The 19,309-nt window shown below is 65.1% G+C and carries 14 protein-coding genes; 4 read left to right on the top strand and 10 right to left on the bottom strand.

All coding sequences use genetic code 11. The features are described 5' to 3' along the window. Positions 1–3: 3 nt before the first annotated feature. The 7 genes from X268_RS06570 to X268_RS06540 form a co-directional block, all read right to left on the bottom strand. On the bottom strand, positions 4–1,692 hold the full coding sequence (locus X268_RS06570; protein WP_164937576.1) for a methyl-accepting chemotaxis protein: 1,689 nt from the start codon (positions 1,690–1,692) through the stop codon (positions 4–6). A gap of 250 nt (positions 1,693–1,942) precedes the next feature. After that, complete coding sequence (locus X268_RS06565; protein WP_128924174.1) at positions 1,943–3,913, bottom strand: methyl-accepting chemotaxis protein; 1,971 nt, start codon at positions 3,911–3,913, stop codon at positions 1,943–1,945. A 195-nt stretch (positions 3,914–4,108) separates the two neighbouring features. Continuing rightward, positions 4,109–5,845 carry a methyl-accepting chemotaxis protein gene (locus X268_RS06560; protein ID WP_128924173.1) on the bottom strand — a complete coding sequence of 579 codons (1,737 nt, stop codon included), beginning with the start codon at positions 5,843–5,845 and terminating at the stop codon, positions 4,109–4,111. 206 nt (positions 5,846–6,051) lie between these two features. Further along, positions 6,052–6,297: a DUF6894 family protein gene (locus tag X268_RS06555; protein WP_128924172.1), complete on the bottom strand. Its 246-nt coding sequence runs from the start codon at positions 6,295–6,297 to the stop codon at positions 6,052–6,054. A 164-nt stretch (positions 6,298–6,461) separates the two neighbouring features. Further along, positions 6,462–7,061, bottom strand: a complete 600-nt coding sequence (locus tag X268_RS06550) for a hypothetical protein (protein ID WP_128924171.1) — start codon at positions 7,059–7,061, stop codon at positions 6,462–6,464. A gap of 113 nt (positions 7,062–7,174) precedes the next feature. Then, positions 7,175–8,161, bottom strand: coding sequence for an acrylyl-CoA reductase (NADPH) (acuI, locus tag X268_RS06545; RefSeq protein WP_128924170.1), 987 nt, complete (start codon positions 8,159–8,161; stop codon positions 7,175–7,177). A gap of 41 nt (positions 8,162–8,202) precedes the next feature. After that, the gene (locus tag X268_RS06540; protein ID WP_128924169.1) at positions 8,203–9,456 is read right to left on the bottom strand and encodes an MFS transporter; all 1,254 of its coding nucleotides are present in this window, start codon (positions 9,454–9,456) and stop codon (positions 8,203–8,205) included. Between the two features lie 338 nt (positions 9,457–9,794). Between X268_RS06540 and nadA the strand changes: the two genes are divergently transcribed. The 3 genes from nadA to nadC all read left to right on the top strand — a co-directional run bounded on the left by nadA (position 9,795) and on the right by nadC (position 13,466). Next, positions 9,795–10,898: a quinolinate synthase NadA gene (gene nadA / locus X268_RS06535; RefSeq protein WP_128924168.1), complete on the top strand. Its 1,104-nt coding sequence runs from the start codon at positions 9,795–9,797 to the stop codon at positions 10,896–10,898. A gap of 79 nt (positions 10,899–10,977) precedes the next feature. Then, entirely contained in the window at positions 10,978–12,576 is a 1,599-nt protein-coding gene (locus X268_RS06530) for an L-aspartate oxidase (RefSeq protein WP_128924167.1), read from the top strand. A gap of 11 nt (positions 12,577–12,587) precedes the next feature. Continuing rightward, positions 12,588–13,466: a carboxylating nicotinate-nucleotide diphosphorylase gene (gene nadC / locus X268_RS06525; protein WP_128924166.1), complete on the top strand. Its 879-nt coding sequence runs from the start codon at positions 12,588–12,590 to the stop codon at positions 13,464–13,466. A gap of 64 nt (positions 13,467–13,530) precedes the next feature. Here the strand turns inward: nadC and X268_RS06520 are convergent, their stop codons facing one another. The 3 genes from X268_RS06520 to X268_RS06505 all read right to left on the bottom strand — a co-directional run bounded on the left by X268_RS06520 (position 13,531) and on the right by X268_RS06505 (position 18,698). Next, on the bottom strand, positions 13,531–14,985 hold the full coding sequence (locus X268_RS06520) for a cell wall hydrolase (protein ID WP_164937575.1): 1,455 nt from the start codon (positions 14,983–14,985) through the stop codon (positions 13,531–13,533). Positions 14,986–15,518: 533 nt separating this feature from the next. After that, complete coding sequence (gene ppdK / locus X268_RS06510) at positions 15,519–18,446, bottom strand: pyruvate, phosphate dikinase (RefSeq protein WP_164937574.1); 2,928 nt, start codon at positions 18,444–18,446, stop codon at positions 15,519–15,521. 96 nt (positions 18,447–18,542) lie between these two features. Next, entirely contained in the window at positions 18,543–18,698 is a 156-nt protein-coding gene (locus tag X268_RS06505) for a DUF3096 domain-containing protein (RefSeq protein WP_008562090.1), read from the bottom strand. A gap of 227 nt (positions 18,699–18,925) precedes the next feature. Between X268_RS06505 and X268_RS06500 the strand changes: the two genes are divergently transcribed. Beyond that, complete coding sequence (locus X268_RS06500; protein WP_128924162.1) at positions 18,926–19,279, top strand: DUF1236 domain-containing protein; 354 nt, start codon at positions 18,926–18,928, stop codon at positions 19,277–19,279. The last annotated feature ends 30 nt before the right edge of the window (positions 19,280–19,309 follow it).

The raw sequence follows: 19,309 nt of genomic DNA, 5'->3' as shown, positions 1-19,309 counted from the left end.
AGATCAGGCCGCGCGCACCGACTCCAGGAACTGCGCGACCTCGACCTTCAGGCGGGTGCTGTCGGTGGCCAGCGATTTCGCTGCCGAGAGCACTTCGCCCGAGGCAGAGCCGGTTTCGATCGCTCCGCGCTGCACGTCGGTGATGTTGGACGAGACTTCCTGCGTGCCGAGTGCGGCCTGCTGGACGTTGCGCGAGATCTCCTGGGTCGCCGCGCCCTGCTCCTCGACGGCGGCGGCGATGGCCGAGGACACCTCGGACAACCGCTCGATGGTACCGCCGATCTCCTGGATGGCGTTGACGGATTCCTGCGTCGCGGCCTGGATCCCGGCGACTTGCGCGCCAATCTCGCCGGTCGCCTTCGCGGTCTGCTCGGCGAGTGCCTTGACCTCGGAAGCGACGACGGCAAAGCCGCGGCCGGCTTCTCCGGCGCGCGCCGCTTCGATGGTCGCATTCAGCGCCAGCAGGTTGGTCTGGCCCGCGATGGTGTTGATGAGCTCGACGACGTCGCCGATGCGGGAGGCGGCCTGCGACAGCGCGTTGACGCGGTCGTTGGTCCGCGCCGCCTGCTCGACGGCGTCCGCGGCCATCCGCGCCGAATCCTGCACGCGGCGGCTGATCTCGGTGATGGAGGACGACAGCTCCTCCGAGGCCGAGGCGACGGCCTGGACGTTGGTGGAGGCTTCCTCGGACGCGGCCGCAACGACGGTCGCGAGCTCCTTGCCGCGCTGCGCCGTGCCGCTCAGCGTGGCCGCGGAGGCCTCGAGCTCGGTCGATGCCGACGACACGGTCTCGACGACCTCGCCGATCATGACCTCGAAATTGCGCGTGATGGCATCGACGCGGCGGCCGCGTTCGATCTTGGCTTCGGCGTCGCGGGCGGCCGCCTCGTCGGCGGCCCTCTTGGCGATCAGCGCCTCCTTGAAGATCTGGAGCGCATCCGCCATTGAGCCGATCTCGGTCTTCTCGCCGCGATGCGGCACCTCGGCCGAGAGGTCGCCCTCGCCGAGCGACTGCATCGGACGGATGATCGAGGCGATCCCACGCGACACGTCCCGCACGAGATAATAGGCGGCGCCGATCGCGATCACGACGGCTGCAACGATGATGCCGACCAGCACGCGGAAGATGGTGGCGTAGCTGTCGGCCGCCTGCTTCGTTTCCAGCTCGGCACCCCGGTTATTGAGCTCGATGCCCTTCTGGAGCAGGGGATCGGCGGCCTGGGCCATCTTCGCGACCTTGGTCTGCAGCAGCTCGTTGGCATCGGTCGGGAAGCGGCCGATGCTCTTGCGCGACAGCGCCATCGTCTCCTGCACGCCGGTCAGATATTCCGCCCATGCCTTGCTCCATTGCTCGTAGAGCGAGCGCTCCTCGGCGACCGTGATCAGCGGCTCGTAGACCTTGCGCGTCTTCTCGATGCGCTCACGCAAGCCAGCCAGCCGCTTTTCGGCGGCCTCCTTGCCCTCGGCCGTGTCCTGCATCAGATGCAGACGAAGCGCGACGCGCAGCTCGTTGATGTCGGCACGCATCGAGCCCAGCGCACGCACGCTCGGCAGCCAGCTCTCGGCAATCTCGACGGTATGAGCGTTGATGTTCTGCATGGTGCCGATCGCCATCACGCCGACACCGGCAAGCGAGAGCACGAGGACCGACAGCACGGTCAGCAGCTTGAACACGATCGACAATTTCGACATCACGCAAATCCCGATGAAACCCGCAACGCACAAGTCAGCTGCGCCGCAATCGTCGCGACGGACGAATGGGCGGAGGTCATTCCAACGATGCTGGCTGGTTCTTGTCCCGTAAGATTGCGTCCATAATTGCAAACAGGCGTTAACAGGAAGCTACGTTAAATTACGGAATTCGGCGTCGCCGGCCCTATATGTTCCGCAACCATCTGCTGCGGCATGACCGGCATTGTGCAGCGCCATACCGGCGCGCCGTTCAGGCCGCCCGCACCATCTCCAGAAAGCGCGTGACCTCGCTTTTCAAGCGGTTGCTCTCCTGCGACAGCGACTGTGCGGCCGAATGCACCTGCGCCGAGGCGGCGCCGGTCTCGCCCGCGCCACGCTGGACGTCGCCGATATTCGCCGAGACGTCGGCGGTACCTATCGCGGCATGCTGGATATTGCGGGAGATTTCCTGCGTCGCGGCGCCCTGCTCTTCCACCGCCGCGGCAATGGTCGAGGAAATCTCCGACATCCGCGCGATGGTGTCGCCGATCTCCTTGATTGCGCCGACGGAGTCTTCCGTCGCGGTCTGGATCGCGCCGATGTGCTGGCTGATCTCGCCGGTGGCCTTCGCGGTCTGCTCGGCAAGAGCTTTCACTTCGGTCGCGACCACCGCAAAACCCTTGCCGGCTTCGCCCGCCCGCGCCGCTTCGATCGTCGCGTTGAGCGCCAAAAGGTTGGTCTGCGCGGCAATGGTGTTGATCAGCTCGGCCACGTCGCCAATGCGAGAGGCGGCCTTCGTCAGTTCGGCGACGCGCGCGTTGGTGCGCTCGGCCTGTCCGACGGCGACGTCGGCAACGCGAGCCGATTCCTGCACCTGACGGCTGATCTCCGAGACCGAAGAGGTCAACTCCTCGCTCGCTGATGACACCGACTGCACATTTGCAGAAGCCTCCTCCGAGGCCGCCGCCACGGCGGTGGCGAGGCTGTTGCCGCGCTCGGCGGCCTGCGTCAGCGTGTTGGAGGACGCTTCGAGCTCGGTCGCCGCCGAGGATACGATCTCGATAATCTCGCCGACCGCGCCTTCGAACCCGTCGGCGAGCCGCTGCATGTCGGCCTTGCGCTGCTGCCGGACCCGCGCCTCCGCTTCGGCCTGCTCGGTGCGCAGCCGCTCGGCCTCCGCCATGTTGGTCTTGAAGACCGCAACCGCGCCGGCCATCTCGCCGATCTCATCCTTGCGGCCGAGGCCGGGGATCACGACGGAGGTGTCGCCGTGTGCCAAGCCGGTCATGGAGCGCACCATCGCGATCAGCGCGGTCGAGATCGAGCGGCCGATGAAATAAGACACGCTTCCCACCAGCAGGACGGAGCATCCAAGCGCGACCCACATCCAGAGCTTGATCGAGGCTCGCGTCGACGCTTCAGCCGCCCGCGCCGAGACGTAGCGCTCAGTCACGTTCTTTTCGATCTCCTCGAGGATCGGCTCGATCAGCCGGAATTCCCTGGACATGGCCGTTCCATGCGCGGCGAGGTCTTGCGCGCCGGCGGCCCAGGCTGCGAAGTCAGCCTCGTATTTGGCGAGCTTCTTGGCGATATCGGCCTTGATTGTCGGGAGAATCGTCGATGCTTCGATTTGCTTGGAGAATTCCGCCGCAGTCTTCTTGAGCGCTTCCGCGTATTTCTGGTCGCGGCGCAGCATGAAGTCCTTCTCGTGGCGACGCATCATCAACATGCCGCTGGTGAGCCGGGGGTCGTCGATCTCCTTGAGCTTGGTCTCGATGTCGTGGACCGCGGTGCGCAGCGAGCCTGACAGCCCCAGTGTTTCGTTCAATCCGAGCCTGACTTCGGCCTGCTCGACGGCCGCAAACTCTTTCGCGTGTCTCTCGAACCCGGCGCGGACCTGCGACACTTGCTCGCCAATTCCCGCGTATCCCGCCGCACGCGTTGCGTCGCCGAGGCCGTCGAGATTGCGGATGATGCCGGACGCAAGTTCGGCGTGGCGCTTCGTATAGGCCTGATCCCGACGGAGCTGGAAATCCTTCTCGGCCCGGCGCGCTTCGAGCATCTGCTGGGAAACCCGTTGGTTCAGGTCGGACATCCTGCGCGCGTCTTCAGCAGCATCGCGGGATGTGTCCTGGGAGAGGCTGCCAATCTGGTAGATCGAGCCGAATGCGACGAGCCCGATGAGGCCGAACAGTCCGATCGCCATGACCTTGTGAGTAAGACGAATGGAAATGCCGCTCATGAACTCGCTTCAGCAATTGAAATACAATACGCGAAGGGCGACTCAGCACCCGGGAAATTGCTGCAATCATGACCGCATCGGTTTTCCGGAAAGTTAACCTTGCCCGCAGAGGGCGCTGCACCAAATACGAACGCGCGAGACCGCCGCGCATTCGCGCGCGACGGTTGAAATCTGAACTTCAGAGAGACGTCGCTGTCAGGCGGCTCGCACGCTGCCGAGAAACTTCCCGACCTCGAGCTTGAGACGATTGCTGTCACCCGACAGCATCTGCGCCGCGGACAACACCTGCGAGGAAGCCGAACCGGTCTCGCTCGCGCCGCGTTGCACGTCGGTGATGTTGGACGACACCTGATGTGTGCCTGCCGCCGCCTGCTGCACGTTGCGGGAAATTTCCTGTGTCGCGGCGCCCTGCTCTTCCACCGCAGCCGCGATGGTTGAGGAAATCTCGGACAGCTTCTCGATGGTGTGGCTGATGTCCTTGATGGCGCCAACCGAATGCTCGGTCGCGGTCTGAATGCTGGCGATCTGCTGGCCGATCTCGCCGGTCGCTTTCGCGGTCTGCTCGGCGAGCGCCTTGACTTCGGACGCGACGACGGCAAAGCCGCGGCCCGCCTCGCCGGCGCGCGCGGCCTCGATGGTTGCATTGAGCGCCAGCAGATTGGTCTGGCCGGCGATGGTGTTGATCAGTTCGACGACGTCGCCGATCCGCGCCGCGGCGGCGGACAGCTCGCCGACACGATCGGTTGTGGTGCGGGCCTGGTTTACCGCGTCGCCCGCGACACGGGCGGATTCTTGCACCTGTCGGCTGATCTCGGTGATCGATGACGACAGCTCCTCGGTGGCCGACGCCACCGACTGCACGTTGGTGGACGCCTCCTCGGAGGCGGCGGCAACCATCGTGGTGAGCTCCTGTCCACGCGACGCAGTCGATGTCAGGGTCGACGCGGAAGCTTCCAGTTCGGTTGCAGCCGAGGACACGGTGTCGACGATTTCGCCGATCGCGGCTTCGAAGCCGTCAGCCAGCTTGTGCATCTCGGCCTTGCGCTGCGCGGCCGCAGCCTGATCCTGCCTGATCTTGGCCTCGGCCTCTTCGCGCGCCTTTTGTTCGGATACGATCTTGAATTTCTCGACGGCCGCAGCAACGCCGCCGACCTCGTCCTTGCGGCCGAGCCCGGGCAGCACCACGGAGAAATCGCCGCCGGCGAGCTTGTCCATGGCGACGGTGAGCGCGCGGATCGGCCGGGCGATAGCCACGAACGACATCAGCCAGGAGCCAACGAGGACGAGCATGGCGAGCGCGCCGACCATGATCGCAAGCTGCTCGCTCGATCGCATTTGGGCTGCGGACGCGGCATTCTTCTCTTCAGATTTGCGGCTCCCGTAGTCGGCGATTTGACCGGTCAGGACATCGAGTTGGGCGGCAATCGGCAGGGTCACCTCGCGAGCGATGCGTACAGCGTCTTCATTGAGCTTGGCGGCACGCGACGCACCATCTGCGCCGCTCGCAGCCACTATCTCGCCGCGGACGCCAGAAATCTGCTGCGCGGCCTTTCCATAATCCGCGGCCAGCGATCTCAACTTCTCCATGCGGGGGCGGTTCTCAGCCTCGTGCGACAGGCGCAGCATCCGATCAACCAACAAGCTGATCGATTTCTGCTGTTCCTCCAAACTCTGATTCGCCTTTTGGATATCGGCCTGGCTATTGGCCAGACGAAGGTCTCGTACGGCGAGTTGCATGCGGCGAACAGCGCCCTCGGTCTTCACCGCGTCGCGCGCGATCTGCTGCTGCGCAACCGCGCTTTCTGTGATCTCGCGGACACTGACATTGCCGAGCATCTGGCTCGCGATCATGGCTCCGACCAGGAGCACCCCGAGTGCCGAAGCAATCGCCAGCTTGGTGCCGATTTTCAAGTTCTGAACAAGGCTCAACATGGGCAGTTTCCCCCGAAGGAATGCGCAGCCGAGTCATTGTCGACTGCTCCTAGGCGTTGACTGCGCCCTTGCCCAAAAATTGAGCGCCTCACGTTCCGATTTGGTTAAAGACATCACTCGCAGAAATACGGAACTTTTACGCTAAATGATTGAACGCGAAGAGAAATGATCTCGCCATAGTTGTAAATTACAGCTGGAGGTCGGGTCTAGGGTGTTCTGCATCCGACGGTCTCGCCGACAAGGCTGATGCGAAAGACCGGCTTCTTGTCCTCGTCGAGCAGCTCCATGCACCACTGGGCGTTCGGCTTCAGGCTGCGGGCGATGCCACCGAGCAGATTGGCGCAGACCTCGGTCATCTCCGTCCAGGCGGCTGCGCGATCCTCGAACTCGTACGGCTGGTCGGCGGCGCCGGAATAGCGGCCGGTACTGATGCGGAAGAAGTACAGCGACATCGTTGAACCCTTTTATCGGGCCGCGCCCCCCGGCCGTACGCAAACTGGGGCGCGAACAGCTACCAACGCATGAAGGCCGCCGTCCGTATGACTACGGCGCGGCGGCTTCGTGTTCGATGGCTGTGTTCAACAACAAAGTACGCGGACTGTCCCGCGCCGCGGTCTCACTGGGTCGAACGGCGCAGCTCCAGCGGGGCCTCGTTCTTGGCGGGCTCCGACTTGATCTCCGCCTTCACCGGCTCCAGCCGACTGCTCTCGACACGCGGCGTCTCCACGCGCGCGGCGACCTCGGTGTTCGACGTCCCGATCGAGCCGGTATGCTCCGACCTATGGATCGAGCGCGGCCGCGCCGCAGCGCGCGCCATCAGCATCTGGTTGCCGCCCTGGTGGTGGAAGTCGCAATAGGCGAAGCCCATGCCCGACACCGAGCCGCGGAAGCTGCGATCATCGGTCTTTTCCAGATTGAAGCAGGGCTCGAACGGAATGCCCTTGATCGAGGCGCAGACGTTCTGGCCGCGGATCTGAAGCGTATTGCCGGGCAGGCGGAGATGCTTGACCGGGCCTGCGCCCGAGAACTGCACCGCACCGGCAGCACCGAGATCGTCGAGGATGCGGCCTGCACCGCGGGTGCCGTCGAAACAGGTGAAGGCGAACACTTTGCCAGCCACGAAGCGACGTGCCTCGTCGGCATTCATGCTTCCGGCAATGGCCGGCGCAAACGTTGCTGCCGCCGTGACAGCCCCCAACACAATACGCGCAAGCATGCTCAACTCCGAACCGACCCCCGCAGCGGGCGATGCCTTATCTCTTTACCCGCTGCTTACCATACTAACCATGGCGACATTGAAGCAGCTTGGTTGGTAAAGTCTGAACGCCGTTAGAGAATTTTTACCACGATACGGCCGCGGACCTCACCGGCCAGGATTTTCGCGCCCCATTGAGGAACCTCCTCAAGCGAAATTTCATGAGTGATTTCAGACAGTTTTGCTCTATCGAGATCGGAGGCCAGACGCTGCCAGGCAGCTTTCCGCGGCTCAATCGGGCACATCACCGAATCGATGCCGAGAAGGCACACTCCACGCAAAATGAAGGGCGCGACAGAAGACGGCAGGTCCATACCGGCCGCCAGGCCACAGGCTGCGATGGCTCCGCCGTACTTCGTCATCGACAGCAGATTCGCCAGCGTGGTCGAGCCGACGCTGTCGACGCCGCCCGCCCAGCGCTCCTTCGCCAGCGGCTTGGCCGCCCCCGACAATTCGTTGCGGTCGATGATCTCAGCGGCGCCGATGTGCTTCAGATAGTCGGCCTCCGCGGCGCGGCCGGTCGAGGCGATGACGTGGTAGCCGAGCTTGGAGAGCACGGCGGTGGCGACCGATCCGACGCCGCCGGCCGCGCCCGTGACCACCACGGGGCCGCTCTTCGGCGATAGACCGTGCTTCTCCAGCGCCAGCACCGAGAGCATCGCCGTGAAGCCGGCGGTGCCAATCGCCATAGCATCGCGCGCCGACAGGCCCTGCGGAAGGGCGACCAGCCAGTCGCCCTTCACCCGCGCCTTCTCGGCGTAGGCGCCGAGATGGGTCTCGCCCATGCCCCAGCCGGTACAGACGACCTTGTCGCCAGCCTTCCACTGCGGGTGCGAGGACGTTTCGACCGTGCCGGCGAAATCGATGCCGGCGATCATCGGGAAGCGGCGCACCACCGGCGCCTTGCCGGTGAGCGCAAGGCCGTCCTTGTAGTTCAGCGTCGACCATTCGACCCGGACGGTGACGTCGCCCTCCATCAGCTCGGCTTCATCGAACTGGGTGAGCGCGGCGGTGGTGCCCTTGTCCGCCTTGTCGATCCGGATCGCCTTGAATGTGGCCACGACTGAACTCCCTGACGTGTTTGTCCAGGATGTTTAGCCGATCAGGCAGGCTGCGCAACCGCCCGTGCCACCGGTTTCTCGACGATCGGAAGATTGATCAACGCGGAGAGCACGCCGAACAGGATGGAGAGCCACCAGATCGGGGTGTAGGAACCGAAGCGCTCGAACACGATGCCGCCAAGCCAGACCCCGAGGAAGCCGCCGCCCTGATGGCTGACGAAGGCGAAGCCATAGAGCGTCGCAAGCCAGCGCGTGCCAAACATCAGCGCCACCAGCGCCGAGGTCGGCGGCACCGTGGACAGCCAGGTTAGGCCGGAGATCGCGCCGAATGCGATCGCCGAGAACGGCGTGATCGGGAACGAGATGAAGGCGAGCGTTGCCAGCGCGCGCGTGAAGTAGATGGTCGAGAGGATGTAGCGCTTGGGCAATGAGTTCTGGAGATAGCCGACGCTGAGCGAGCCGATGATGTTGAACAGCCCGATTGCCGCGATCACCCAGCCTCCGGTTTGCGCGGAGATGCCGCGATCGACCAGGAAAGCCGGCAGATGCACGGTAATGAAGGCCAGCTGGAAGCCGCAGGTGAAGAAGCCGAGCACCAGCAGCACGTAGGAGCGGTGGCCGAAGGCTTCGGCAAGCGCCCTGGTGAAGCTCTGCTCATCCGCCGGTGTCGCGTTTGCCGCATGTGCGACCGGCGGCGTCGAGAGCGCCAGCGACAGCGGGATGATCAGCAGCATCAGAAAGCCGAACACCGAGAGCGCCTGCTGCCAGCCGAAATTGTCGATCAGCGCAACGCCGATCGGTGCGAACAGAAACTGCCCGAACGAGCCCGCTGCGGTGCCGGCGCCGAGCGCCAGGCCGCGCTTCTCGGCCGGCAACAGCTTGCTGAAAGCCGATAGCACCAGATTGAACGAACAGCCGGCAAGGCCGAAGCCGACCATCACACCGGCGCCGATGTCGAGCGACAGCGGCGTCGAGGAATAGCGCATCAGCAGCAGGCCGCCGGCATAGAGCAGAGCGCCAACGCACATCACCCGGAACAGGCCGAAGCGATCCGCGACCGCACCGGCGAACGGCTGGCCCAGGCCCCACAACAGATTCTGTACGGCAATCGCGAGGCCGAACACATCGCGGCCCCAGGAGAACTCGTGGCTCATCGGCTGCACGAAGAAGCCGAGCGCCGAGCGCGGACCGAAGCCGAGCATGCCGATCGCGCAACCGCACAGGATGATAACGGCGGGGGGGCGCCAATTGGAGGAACGAGAGGCCGGAGCAAGTTCGCCAGCTGATGTCGACATGGTGTTCCTCGTCTGTCGTTGGCGGACCGAAGCAGCGCCCGCGAACCAGCCGTTTAATGCACTTGCATGAAAACCCCAAGTCAAAAACGGTTGCATTCCATGGGGAGCTACCGCGGGAGCATTGCATTTCGACGTGGCCTCGCCCGACGCGTCAGCCGCGGCTTGACGGAAATGTGTGCGGCAGGGTCTGGCCATCTCTCGCAGTGCATGCTATTTTTAGATTTGCTCATATTGAGTATATCAAGTCCTAGATGAAGCTTGCGCTGGCCTCTCGGCCGGATGATTTGGGGCCCAAATATACTCAGATTGAGCATAATTGACACGCAAGGGAGGCTTCGATGCCGATTGCTGGAATTTACGGCCCCGACGACTTTGCCAACCGGCCGCAAGGCCAAGTCACCGCCTCCCGTGCCGCACCGGCGCGAACGGCACCGAAATTGCCGGCGCCCGCGCTGGAATGGACGCCGGAGGTCGAGCGCGCCACGGCACCCCTCTATGAACGCGTGAAGCACGTGATCCCGCCGATCGAGTGGCCGCTGATGGCGCCGACGATCCGGGCGATCAACGAGCTGAAGCGCGCGCGAGACGCGGTGATCCTCGCACACAACTACCAGGCACCGGAGATCTTCCACTGCGTCGCCGACATCGGCGGCGACTCGCTCCAACTTGCGGTCGAGGCCACAAAGGTGCGGGCCAAGGTCATCGTCCAGTGCGGCGTGCACTTCATGGCCGAGACCTCGAAGCTGCTTAACCCGGACAAGACCGTCCTGATCCCGGACCCGCGCGCCGGCTGTTCGCTGGCCGCCAGCATCACCGGCGCCGACGTTCGCCTGCTCCGCGAGAAATTTCCCGGCATTCCCGTTGTCGCCTATGTCAACACCTCCGCAGAGGTGAAGGCCGAAGTCGACATCTGCTGCACGTCGTCGAACGCTGTGCAGGTGGTCGAGAGCCTGGGCGCTCCAAGCGTGATCTTCCTGCCCGATCGCTATCTCGCCACTTACGTGGCCTCGAAGACCGACGTGAAGATCATCGCCTGGAAGGGCGCCTGCGAGGTGCACGAGCGTTTCAAGGGCGAAGAGCTGCGCGCCTTTCGCGAAGCCGATCCGTCCGTGCAGATCATCGCGCATCCGGAATGTCCGCCTGACGTGCTGGCGGAGGCCGACTTCACCGGCTCGACCGCCCACATGATCAACTGGGTGCGCGAGAAGCGGCCGCGGCGGCTGGTGATGATCACGGAATGCTCGATGGCCGACAATGTCCGGGCCGAGCTGCCTGATGTCGAGATGCTGCGTCCCTGCAATCTCTGCCCGCACATGAAGCGCATCACGCTCGCCAACATTTTGGACAGTCTGCTGACGCTCCGCGAGGAAGTCACGATCGATCCCGCGCTCGCGATGCGAGCGCGGCGCTCGGTTGAGCGGATGATCAATCTGAAGAATTGAAGGCAAACCGCAGCAGAAAACACCATGGCGTATGGGTCCCTGCTTTGGCAGGGACGACAGCGGAGTGAATGGAGAAGACATGACCGACAACATCCACAACCTCGCCCGCACCGACGAGGTCGTCATCGTCGGCGGCGGCCTTGCCGGATTGTTCTGTGCGCTGAAGCTCGCGCCGCGGCCGGTGACCTTGATCTCGGCGGCGCCGCTCGGACAGGGCGCCTCATCGGCATGGGCGCAAGGCGGCATTGCAGCGGCCGTCGCCGAGGGCGACACACCAGAGGCGCATGCCGCCGATACCATCGCGGTCGGCGGCGGCCTCGTCGACGAGGCGGTCGCGCTTGGAATTGCGCGCGAGGCCGCGCCTCGCATTCACGATCTCCTGAGCTATGGCGTCCCCTTCGATCGCGACCTCGAAGGCAGGCTCGCGGTCGGACGCGAAGCGGCACATTCGGCCCGGCGCATCGTCCATGTGCGCGGCGACGGCGCGGGGGCCGCGATCATCGCGGCCTTGACTGAAGCGGTGCGCCGCACGCCGTCGATCCGCGTCATCGAAGGTCTCATCGCCGAGACCCTGTTGACCGAGAACGGTGCCGTCACGGGCCTGCAATTGCGCGAGGCCGGCAACTCATCGGCAAGGCCGCGATTGCTCGCCGCGCGCGCGGTGGTGCTGGCCACCGGCGGCATCGGACACCTCTATGCCATCACGACCAATCCGCTCGAGGCCGTCGGATCGGGCCTTGCGATCGCAGCGCGTGCCGGTGCCGTGATCGCCGACCCCGAATTCGTGCAGTTCCACCCGACCGCCATCATGGCCGGAAGCGACCCGGCACCGCTCGCGACCGAAGCGTTGCGCGGCGAAGGCGCCACGCTGATCAACGGCAACGGCGAACACTTCATGGTGGCGCGCCACCCACTCGCCGAGCTCGCGCCGCGCGACATCGTGGCTCCCGGCGGGTTCGCCGAGATCGCGGCCGGGCGAGGCGCCTTCCTCGATGCGCGCCAGGCGCTGGGCGCGCGCTTCGCCGACAAGTTTCCGACCGTGCATGCAAGCTGCATCGCCGCCGGTATCGATCCGGCAACGCAGCCCATCCCGATCGCGCCGGCTGCGCATTATCACATGGGCGGCATCGCGGTGGACGGCCGCGGCCGCAGCTCGATCGACGGGCTCTGGGCCGGCGGCGAGGTTTCGTCGACCGGCGCACACGGCGCCAACCGGCTCGCCTCGAATTCGCTGCTCGAGGCCGTGGTCTACGCCGCGCGCATCGCTGACGACATCGCCGGCCGTGCGCTCCCCTCGCCTGCCCGCCTTCCCGATGCGGTGGTGACACCGCGCGGTCGTGCACCGGATGCTGCGGCCGTGAAGCGGCTGCGGGCGACGATGAGCGCCTGCGTCGGCGTGGTCCGCGACGATGACGGCCTCGTCGAAGCCGTGCGCAGCTTTGCCGCGCTCGAACGCGAGGCAACGAGCATCACGCTGCGCAACATGGCGACGTCGGCCCTGCTCGTCGCAGCCTCGGCGTGGCGCCGGCGCGAAAGCCGCGGCGCGCATTTCCGCTCCGACCATCCGGCGGACATTTCCGCACCGGCGCGGAGAACGATGACCTCGTTCGCCGCGGTGCGTGAGATAGCCGATGGCTTGAGCCCGTCGCCCCGCGCCGCCCGACCCGTGATCGCCTGATGGAGCCGTTTATGATGACCCCGACCTCACTGCTAAATCCCGACGCCTTTCTCTCGCCGCTCGCAATCGAGGCGGCCGTGCAGCGCGCGCTCGACGAGGATCTCGGCCGCGCCGGCGACATCACTTCGCTTGCGACGATCCCGGACGGGACCAAGGCCGAGGCCGTCCTGGTCGCGCGCCAATCCGGCGTGGTCGCAGGCCTGCCGCTCGCGCTCGCGACGCTGCAACAGCTCTCGCCCGACATCGAGGTGCGCGCGCATGTCCGTGACGCCGCACGCGTTGCCCGTGGACAGCAGGTGCTGACGATCTCGGGCCCCGCGCGCGCCATTCTCACCGCCGAGCGTACCGCATTGAACTTCGTCGGCCGCCTGTCGGGCGTCGCGACGCTGACGGCGGATTATGTCGCTCGCACAGAAGGCACGAAGATGCGCATCTGCTGCACGCGCAAGACCACGCCGGGGCTCAGGGCGCTGGAGAAATACGCGGTGCGCTGCGGTGGCGGCTTCAACCACCGCTTCGGTCTGGACGACGCGATCCTGATCAAGGACAACCACATTGCGGTCGCCGGCGGCGTCGGTGCGGTGCTGACGCGTGCCCGCGCCCATGCCGGCCATCTCGTCAAGATCGAGATCGAGGTGGATACCTTGTCGCAACTGCGCGAGGTGCTCGACAGCGGGCTCGCCGACGCCGTGCTGCTCGACAACATGGACCTTGCAACCCTGCGCGAGGCGGTGAGGCTCAACGGGGGTCGTCTCGCACTGGAGGCATCCGGCGGCGTCACGCTGGAGTCGACCGCCGCGATCGCCGCGACCGGCGTCGATTATGCATCAGCCGGCGCGCTGACGCATTCGGCACCGAATTTCGACTGTGCGCTGGATATCGAGATGTGATGTCTTCGCCTCTCCCCGCGAGCCGGGAGAGGGAGCAGACCTGCGGCATGGTGAGTAAGTAAACCTACCTCCGCTCGGTCGCCCCCAATTCCGCGGAGCTCTTGGCTTCCTGCGCGAGTTCGGCCGAGAGCGCGGCGGTCTGGGCCGGCGTGCCCCAGCTCGGCTCTTCGCTGCCGTCACCCCAGGCGCGCGGGCGGTAGAAGGTGTGCACGCCGGTCCGGTACATCTTCTTCATCTCGGCGACCCAGGACGGGCGCACCCAATAGGCGTGGTAATGGGTGGACTTGCCGACCTCGGGCAGCCAGATCTGGCCGTCGAGCATGGCTTTCGCGATCTTCTTGGCGCGCTCCCACATCTCGGGCTCGCGGATCACGTCGGCATTGTTGTCGCAGGCGAAGGTGAACTGGCAGGCGAGGGGACGGTGCTTGTTCTGATAGACCGCGCCGCACACGGTGTCGGGATATTTGCCTGAGAACACGCGGTTCATCACGACTTGCGCCACCGCGATCTGGCCGCGTACGGCCTCGCCGCGGGATTCGAAATAGACGGCTTCGGCGAGGCACTTCTCGGACTTGGCGCGCGACTTGGTATCGAGCGGGAGCCGCTCCGCCGGCGACCTCGTGCGCTGGTTGTCGACGTTGACCTCGCCCTTCGGCGCAACGCTCTCGCCGCTCTCGATGTCCTTGGCGATTTCCACCGTCGGGGGCGACAGCGAGGCCGTCACCTTCATGTCGGGATCGGGCATCACGATCAGCGGCTCGGCGCCGGGCTGCCAGCTCTCGATGCTTTCCAGATTGCCGCCGAGCGAGGAGCTGCCGAAGAAGAGGTTCGAGGTCTTGACGCTGAAGGGATCGCGCGACGGTGCGGGCGCGGTGGCGGCCCGCTTGAACGCCTCCAGCGGAGCGGTCGCGAGCGCGCGCGCGGCGTCGCTGGCCTGCGGTGCGTTGGTGTATTGCGGCAGCGGTGGCGCGCGCAGCGCTTCCTGCAGCTCGGGATCGAGCGCGGCGGCGGATTCCGGTGACATCGCCTGTGGCAGGGCGACGGTCTTGGCGCCGAACACCGAGCTGTTCGAGGTCGCGGGATCTTCCTGCGCGGGCGGTGCACCCGGCGCCGCCGTATCGGAAGGTGCTGCCGGGGTCATGATCGCGAGGCGGTCACCCTTCATGGAGCGATCGACCTTGGGAAAGTCGGAAGCCTGGTAGCGCGGCGCGGTCTGCAGCGCCGGATTGCGTCTGATCGCGCCGGTGACGTCGTGGCCGTCGAGGCTGGCCAGGCGAACCATCGCGCTCTGCGGAACCGAAGTGCCGATGGGCCGCGAAAAACTGTAGGTCGCGAGCTGGATCGAGGACGCCGCGGAAAACACCTGCTTCTGCCAACGCTCGGCGACGCCGGGTTGGCGCGCCAGCAGAGAGGCAATGTCCTGATAGCCGGTCTCTCTCGGCATCAATGCGAAGATGCAGAGACCGATGCCGAAGGACGCGAACCGCGCGCCCTTCGGATGGTTACGCAACACTGACATCAACACGCTCACGCTACGCTTACGCCAGAAAAACCGAACCGCAGTACGTCCGTGCAATTCGATCTTTATCGTAAGTATCCAATTTAGGTTGCCGGGGCGTTAATCGGCGTTGCGCATGCAGCACACTCAAGCGAACACAGGTGTTTTCACGGAGCGATGACGCGCGTTGGTAAATGCCGCCTCATTCGAAGCGGTAAACAATCGGTCAACGCGAATGGTGAAGGAACTCTTGCACTGACGTATCAATACGGGACGAGTGGTGAGATACCGATGTTGCGACAACAACTGCTGTCATGCCCCGGCTTGACCGGGGGCATCCAGCACGCCGCAGCTTCTCGATTCCATCACGACCGTCTCGGCATACTGGATCGCCCGGTCGAGCCGGGCGATGACAGCGAGTGTGTGGCAGGCGCATCCCCAAGCTCGTCATTGCGAGCGCAGCGAAGCAATGACGGCGTGGAGAGAGTGACGTACAAAATAAAAAGAGGCGGAGCCAAACCCCCGCCTCTCTCAATTCAATCCTGCGCCTCGCCTTACGCCTGGCTTGCGATCTCCTTGCCGAGAGCGGCTTGCGCGGCGGCAAGACGGGCGATCGGCACGCGGTAGGGCGAGCAGGAAACGTAGTCGAGGCCGATATTGTGACAGAAGGCGACGGAGGCGGGATCGCCGCCGTGCTCGCCGCAGATGCCGACCTTGAGCTTCGCCCGCGTCTTGCGGCCGCGCGCGACGCCGATCTTGACGAGCTCACCGACGCCTTCCTGGTCCAGCGCAATGAAGGGATCGACCGACAGGATGCCCTTCGCCAGGTAGGGACCGAGGAAGCTCGCCGCATCGTCGCGGCTGATGCCGTAGGTGGTCTGCGTGAGGTCGTTGGTGCCGAACGAGAAGAACTCAGCCGACTGAGCGATCTCGCCCGCGAGCAGGCAGGCGCGCGGCAGCTCGATCATGGTGCCGACCTGATAGGCCAGCCTGGTGTTGGTTTCGCGCATCACGGCCTGGGCGGTGGAATCGATCCGCGCCTTGACGAGATCGAGCTCGGCCTTGGTCGCGATCAGCGGCACCATCACCTCGAGGCCGACGGCCTTGCCGGTGCGCTTCTCGGCCTCGACCGCCGCCTCGAAGATCGCCCTCGCCTGCATCTCGGCGATCTCCGGATAAGCGATCGCGATACGGCAGCCGCGGAAGCCAAGCATCGGATTGAACTCCGAGAGCTCGCGCGCGCGATCGGCGAGGCGCCGCGGGTCGGTGTTCATGGCACGCGCCACTTCCTCAACCTCGGCATGGGTGTGCGGCAGGAACTCGTGCAGCGGCGGATCGAGCAGACGGATCGTGACCGGCAGGCCCTTCATGATCTCGAACAGCTCGACGAAGTCGGCGCGCTGCATCGGCAGCAGCTTGGCGAGCGCGGCGCGGCGAGACTGTTCGTCCTCGGAGAGGATCATCTCGCGCACCGTACGGATGCGGGTCTCCTCGAAGAACATGTGCTCAGTGCGGCACAGGCCGATGCCTTCTGCGCCGAACTTGATCGCGGTGCGTGCATCGTCGGGCGTGTCGCCGTTGACGCGGACACCGATCTTGCGGACCTGGTCGGCCCAATTCATCAGCGTGCCGAACTCGCCGGACAGCTCCGGCTCGATCATCGGCATGCGGCCAGCGAGCACCTGGCCCAGCGAGCCGTCGATGGTGATGACGTCGCCGGTCTTGAAGGTGCGCGAGCCGATGCTCATGGTGCCACGGCCGTAATCGACGCGGATGGTGCCACAGCCGGAGACGCAGGGCTTGCCCATGCCGCGCGCGACCACCGCCGCGTGCGAGGTCATGCCGCCGCGGGTGGTCAAAATGCCTTCGGCGGCGTGCATGCCGTGGATGTCTTCCGGGCTGGTCTCGATGCGGACCAGGATGACCTTGCGCCCGTCGCCCTGAAGCTTGGCCGCCTCGTCCGAGGAGAACACGATCTCGCCGGACGCCGCGCCCGGCGAAGCCGGCAGGCCGGTCGCGATCACGTCGCGCTTGGCGTTGGGATCGATGGTCGGATGCAGGAGCTGGTCGAGCGAAGCCGGATCGATGCGGGTGACCGCTTCCTTCTTCGAGATCAGGCCTTCATTGGCGAGCTCGACCGCGATGCGCAGCGCCGCTTTCGCGGTGCGCTTGCCGCCGCGGGTCTGGAGCATCCAGAGCTTGCCCTGCTCGACCGTGAACTCCATGTCCTGCATGTCGCGGTAGTGCTTCTCGAGCAGCGTGTAGATTCGCGTCAGCTCCTTGAAGGCTTCCGGCATCGCCGATTCCATCGAGGCCTTGTCGGAGCCCGATTCCTTGCGCGCTTCCTCGGTGATGTCCTGCGGCGTGCGGATGCCCGCCACCACGTCCTCGCCCTGCGCGTTGATCAGGAACTCGCCGTAGAGCTTGCTCTCGCCGGTCGAGGGATTGCGGGTGAAGGCAACGCCGGTGGCCGAGGTCTCGCCCATGTTGCCGAACACCATGGCCTGCACGTTGACCGCGGTGCCCCAGGATTCCGGAATGTCGTGCAGCTTGCGGTAGGTCACCGCGCGCGCGTTCATCCAGGATGAGAACACGGCGCCGATCGCGCCCCAGAGCTGATCATGCGGATCCTGCGGGAAGTCCTTGCCGGTCTCGCGCGCGACCGCGTCCTTGTACTTGCCGACCAGCTCGACCCAGTCGTCGGCGGACAGATCGGTGTCGAGCGTGTAGCCCTGGCTGTCCTTGAAGGTGTCGAGGATTTCCTCGAAGTGATGATGCTCGAAGCCGAGCACCACGTCCGAATACATGGTGATGAAGCGGCGATAGCTGTCATAGGCGAAGCGGCGGTCGCCCGACAGCTCGGCCAGCGCTTCCACGGTCTGGTCGTTGAGGCCGAGATTAAGCACCGTGTCCATCATGCCCGGCATCGAGGCGCGCGCACCCGAGCGCACCGAGACGAGCAGCGGGTTCTTGGCGTCGCCGAAGGTCTTGCCGGTCAACTTGCCGACATAGGCGAGCGCCTTCTCAACCTGCGACTGCAGCTCCTTCGGATAGGATTTGTCGTGGGCGTAGAAATAGGTGCAGACCGAGGTCGGGATGGTGAAGCCCGGAGGCACCGGCAGGCCGAGATTGGCCATCTCGGCGAGGTTCGCCCCCTTGCCGCCGAGCAGGTCGCGCATCTCGGTCCGGCCCTCGGCCTTGCCGTCGCCGAATGTGAACACCCATTTGCCGGCCTTGGCCGCTGCGGGCGCCGCCTTCGCTGGGGCAGCCTTCTTCGCTGCGGGCTTGGCAGCGACCTTCGGTGCAGCCGCCTTGGTCGCTGCCTTTGCCGCCGGCTTCACAGCGGACTTGGCAGCAGATTTGGCGACCGGCTTCGGCGCGCTCTTGGCCAGCGCCTTGCGGGCCGGCGGCGCAGCCTTCGCGGCAGCGGATGGCTTTGATTTCACTAGGATTTTCTTCGGCTTCGAGGCGGCTTTGGCCATAGCTTGCACACAACCTGCGAGAGGAATGGGAAATCGCGGGCCTTACACCATTTTGGGCGGGCCCGCGCAAGTCGGACAGTTCCGAAAAGTGAACGCCTAGAAGCGGAGCCACTTCAGGAGCCCGAGCCCGATCGCGCCGTTGACGATGAGGAAGATCGCGACGATCAAGTTGAGGAGCCGCGGCATGATCAGGATGAGCACGCCCGCAATCAACGATAGGATCGGCGAAATGTGGGCGACGGTGATGTGCATGAACTATCTTTCTGTGGAGGTGAGGCGAATCGCGCGCGGATCATAGCCGGCTGGGTTCCGGGAGTAGAGATGCGCAAGGCGCGCTGGGAGTTCCCTGCCTCACGAAAACTGCCCGAAATTGCCGCGAATGCGGCAGGCCTTTTCCCGGAACATTGGCAGCCGGCCATGCATTGGCAACCAGAACGCGCCCTTGGCGCGTCCGAAGAATCACGTCGAAGGAGTTGTCCATGCGGAACAGGATTCTTGCTCTCGCAGCGCTCGCGGCCGCGATCGGCTCGCCCCTTGCGGCGCAGGCGCAAAGCGATGTCACGATCGGACGTGCCCCCGCCGTGGTCGACAGCGCCGCGACAATCGCCGTCGAACAACGGCCCGCCTTCCGCGAATATGTCGTCGAACAACGGGTGCCGCCCTTCCGCGTTCCGGATCGCGTGGTGGTCGGTGCCACCTTACCTGAGAGCGGCATCACCTATTATGACGTGCCGCAACGTTTCGGCGCCACCACCTATCGCTACACCGTCGTGAACGGGGAGACCGTGCTGGTCGAGCCGCGCTCACGCCGCGTCGTCGAAGTGCTGGACTGAGATCGACCGACTGACAATCGACTAGATGTC

Origin of the sequence: Bradyrhizobium guangxiense (assembly GCF_004114915.1) — a bacterium.
GTDB classification, from domain to species: domain Bacteria; phylum Pseudomonadota; class Alphaproteobacteria; order Rhizobiales; family Xanthobacteraceae; genus Bradyrhizobium; species Bradyrhizobium guangxiense.
Note: the sequence above shows the minus strand (reverse complement) of the source record. Positions and strands in the feature narration are given on the sequence as shown.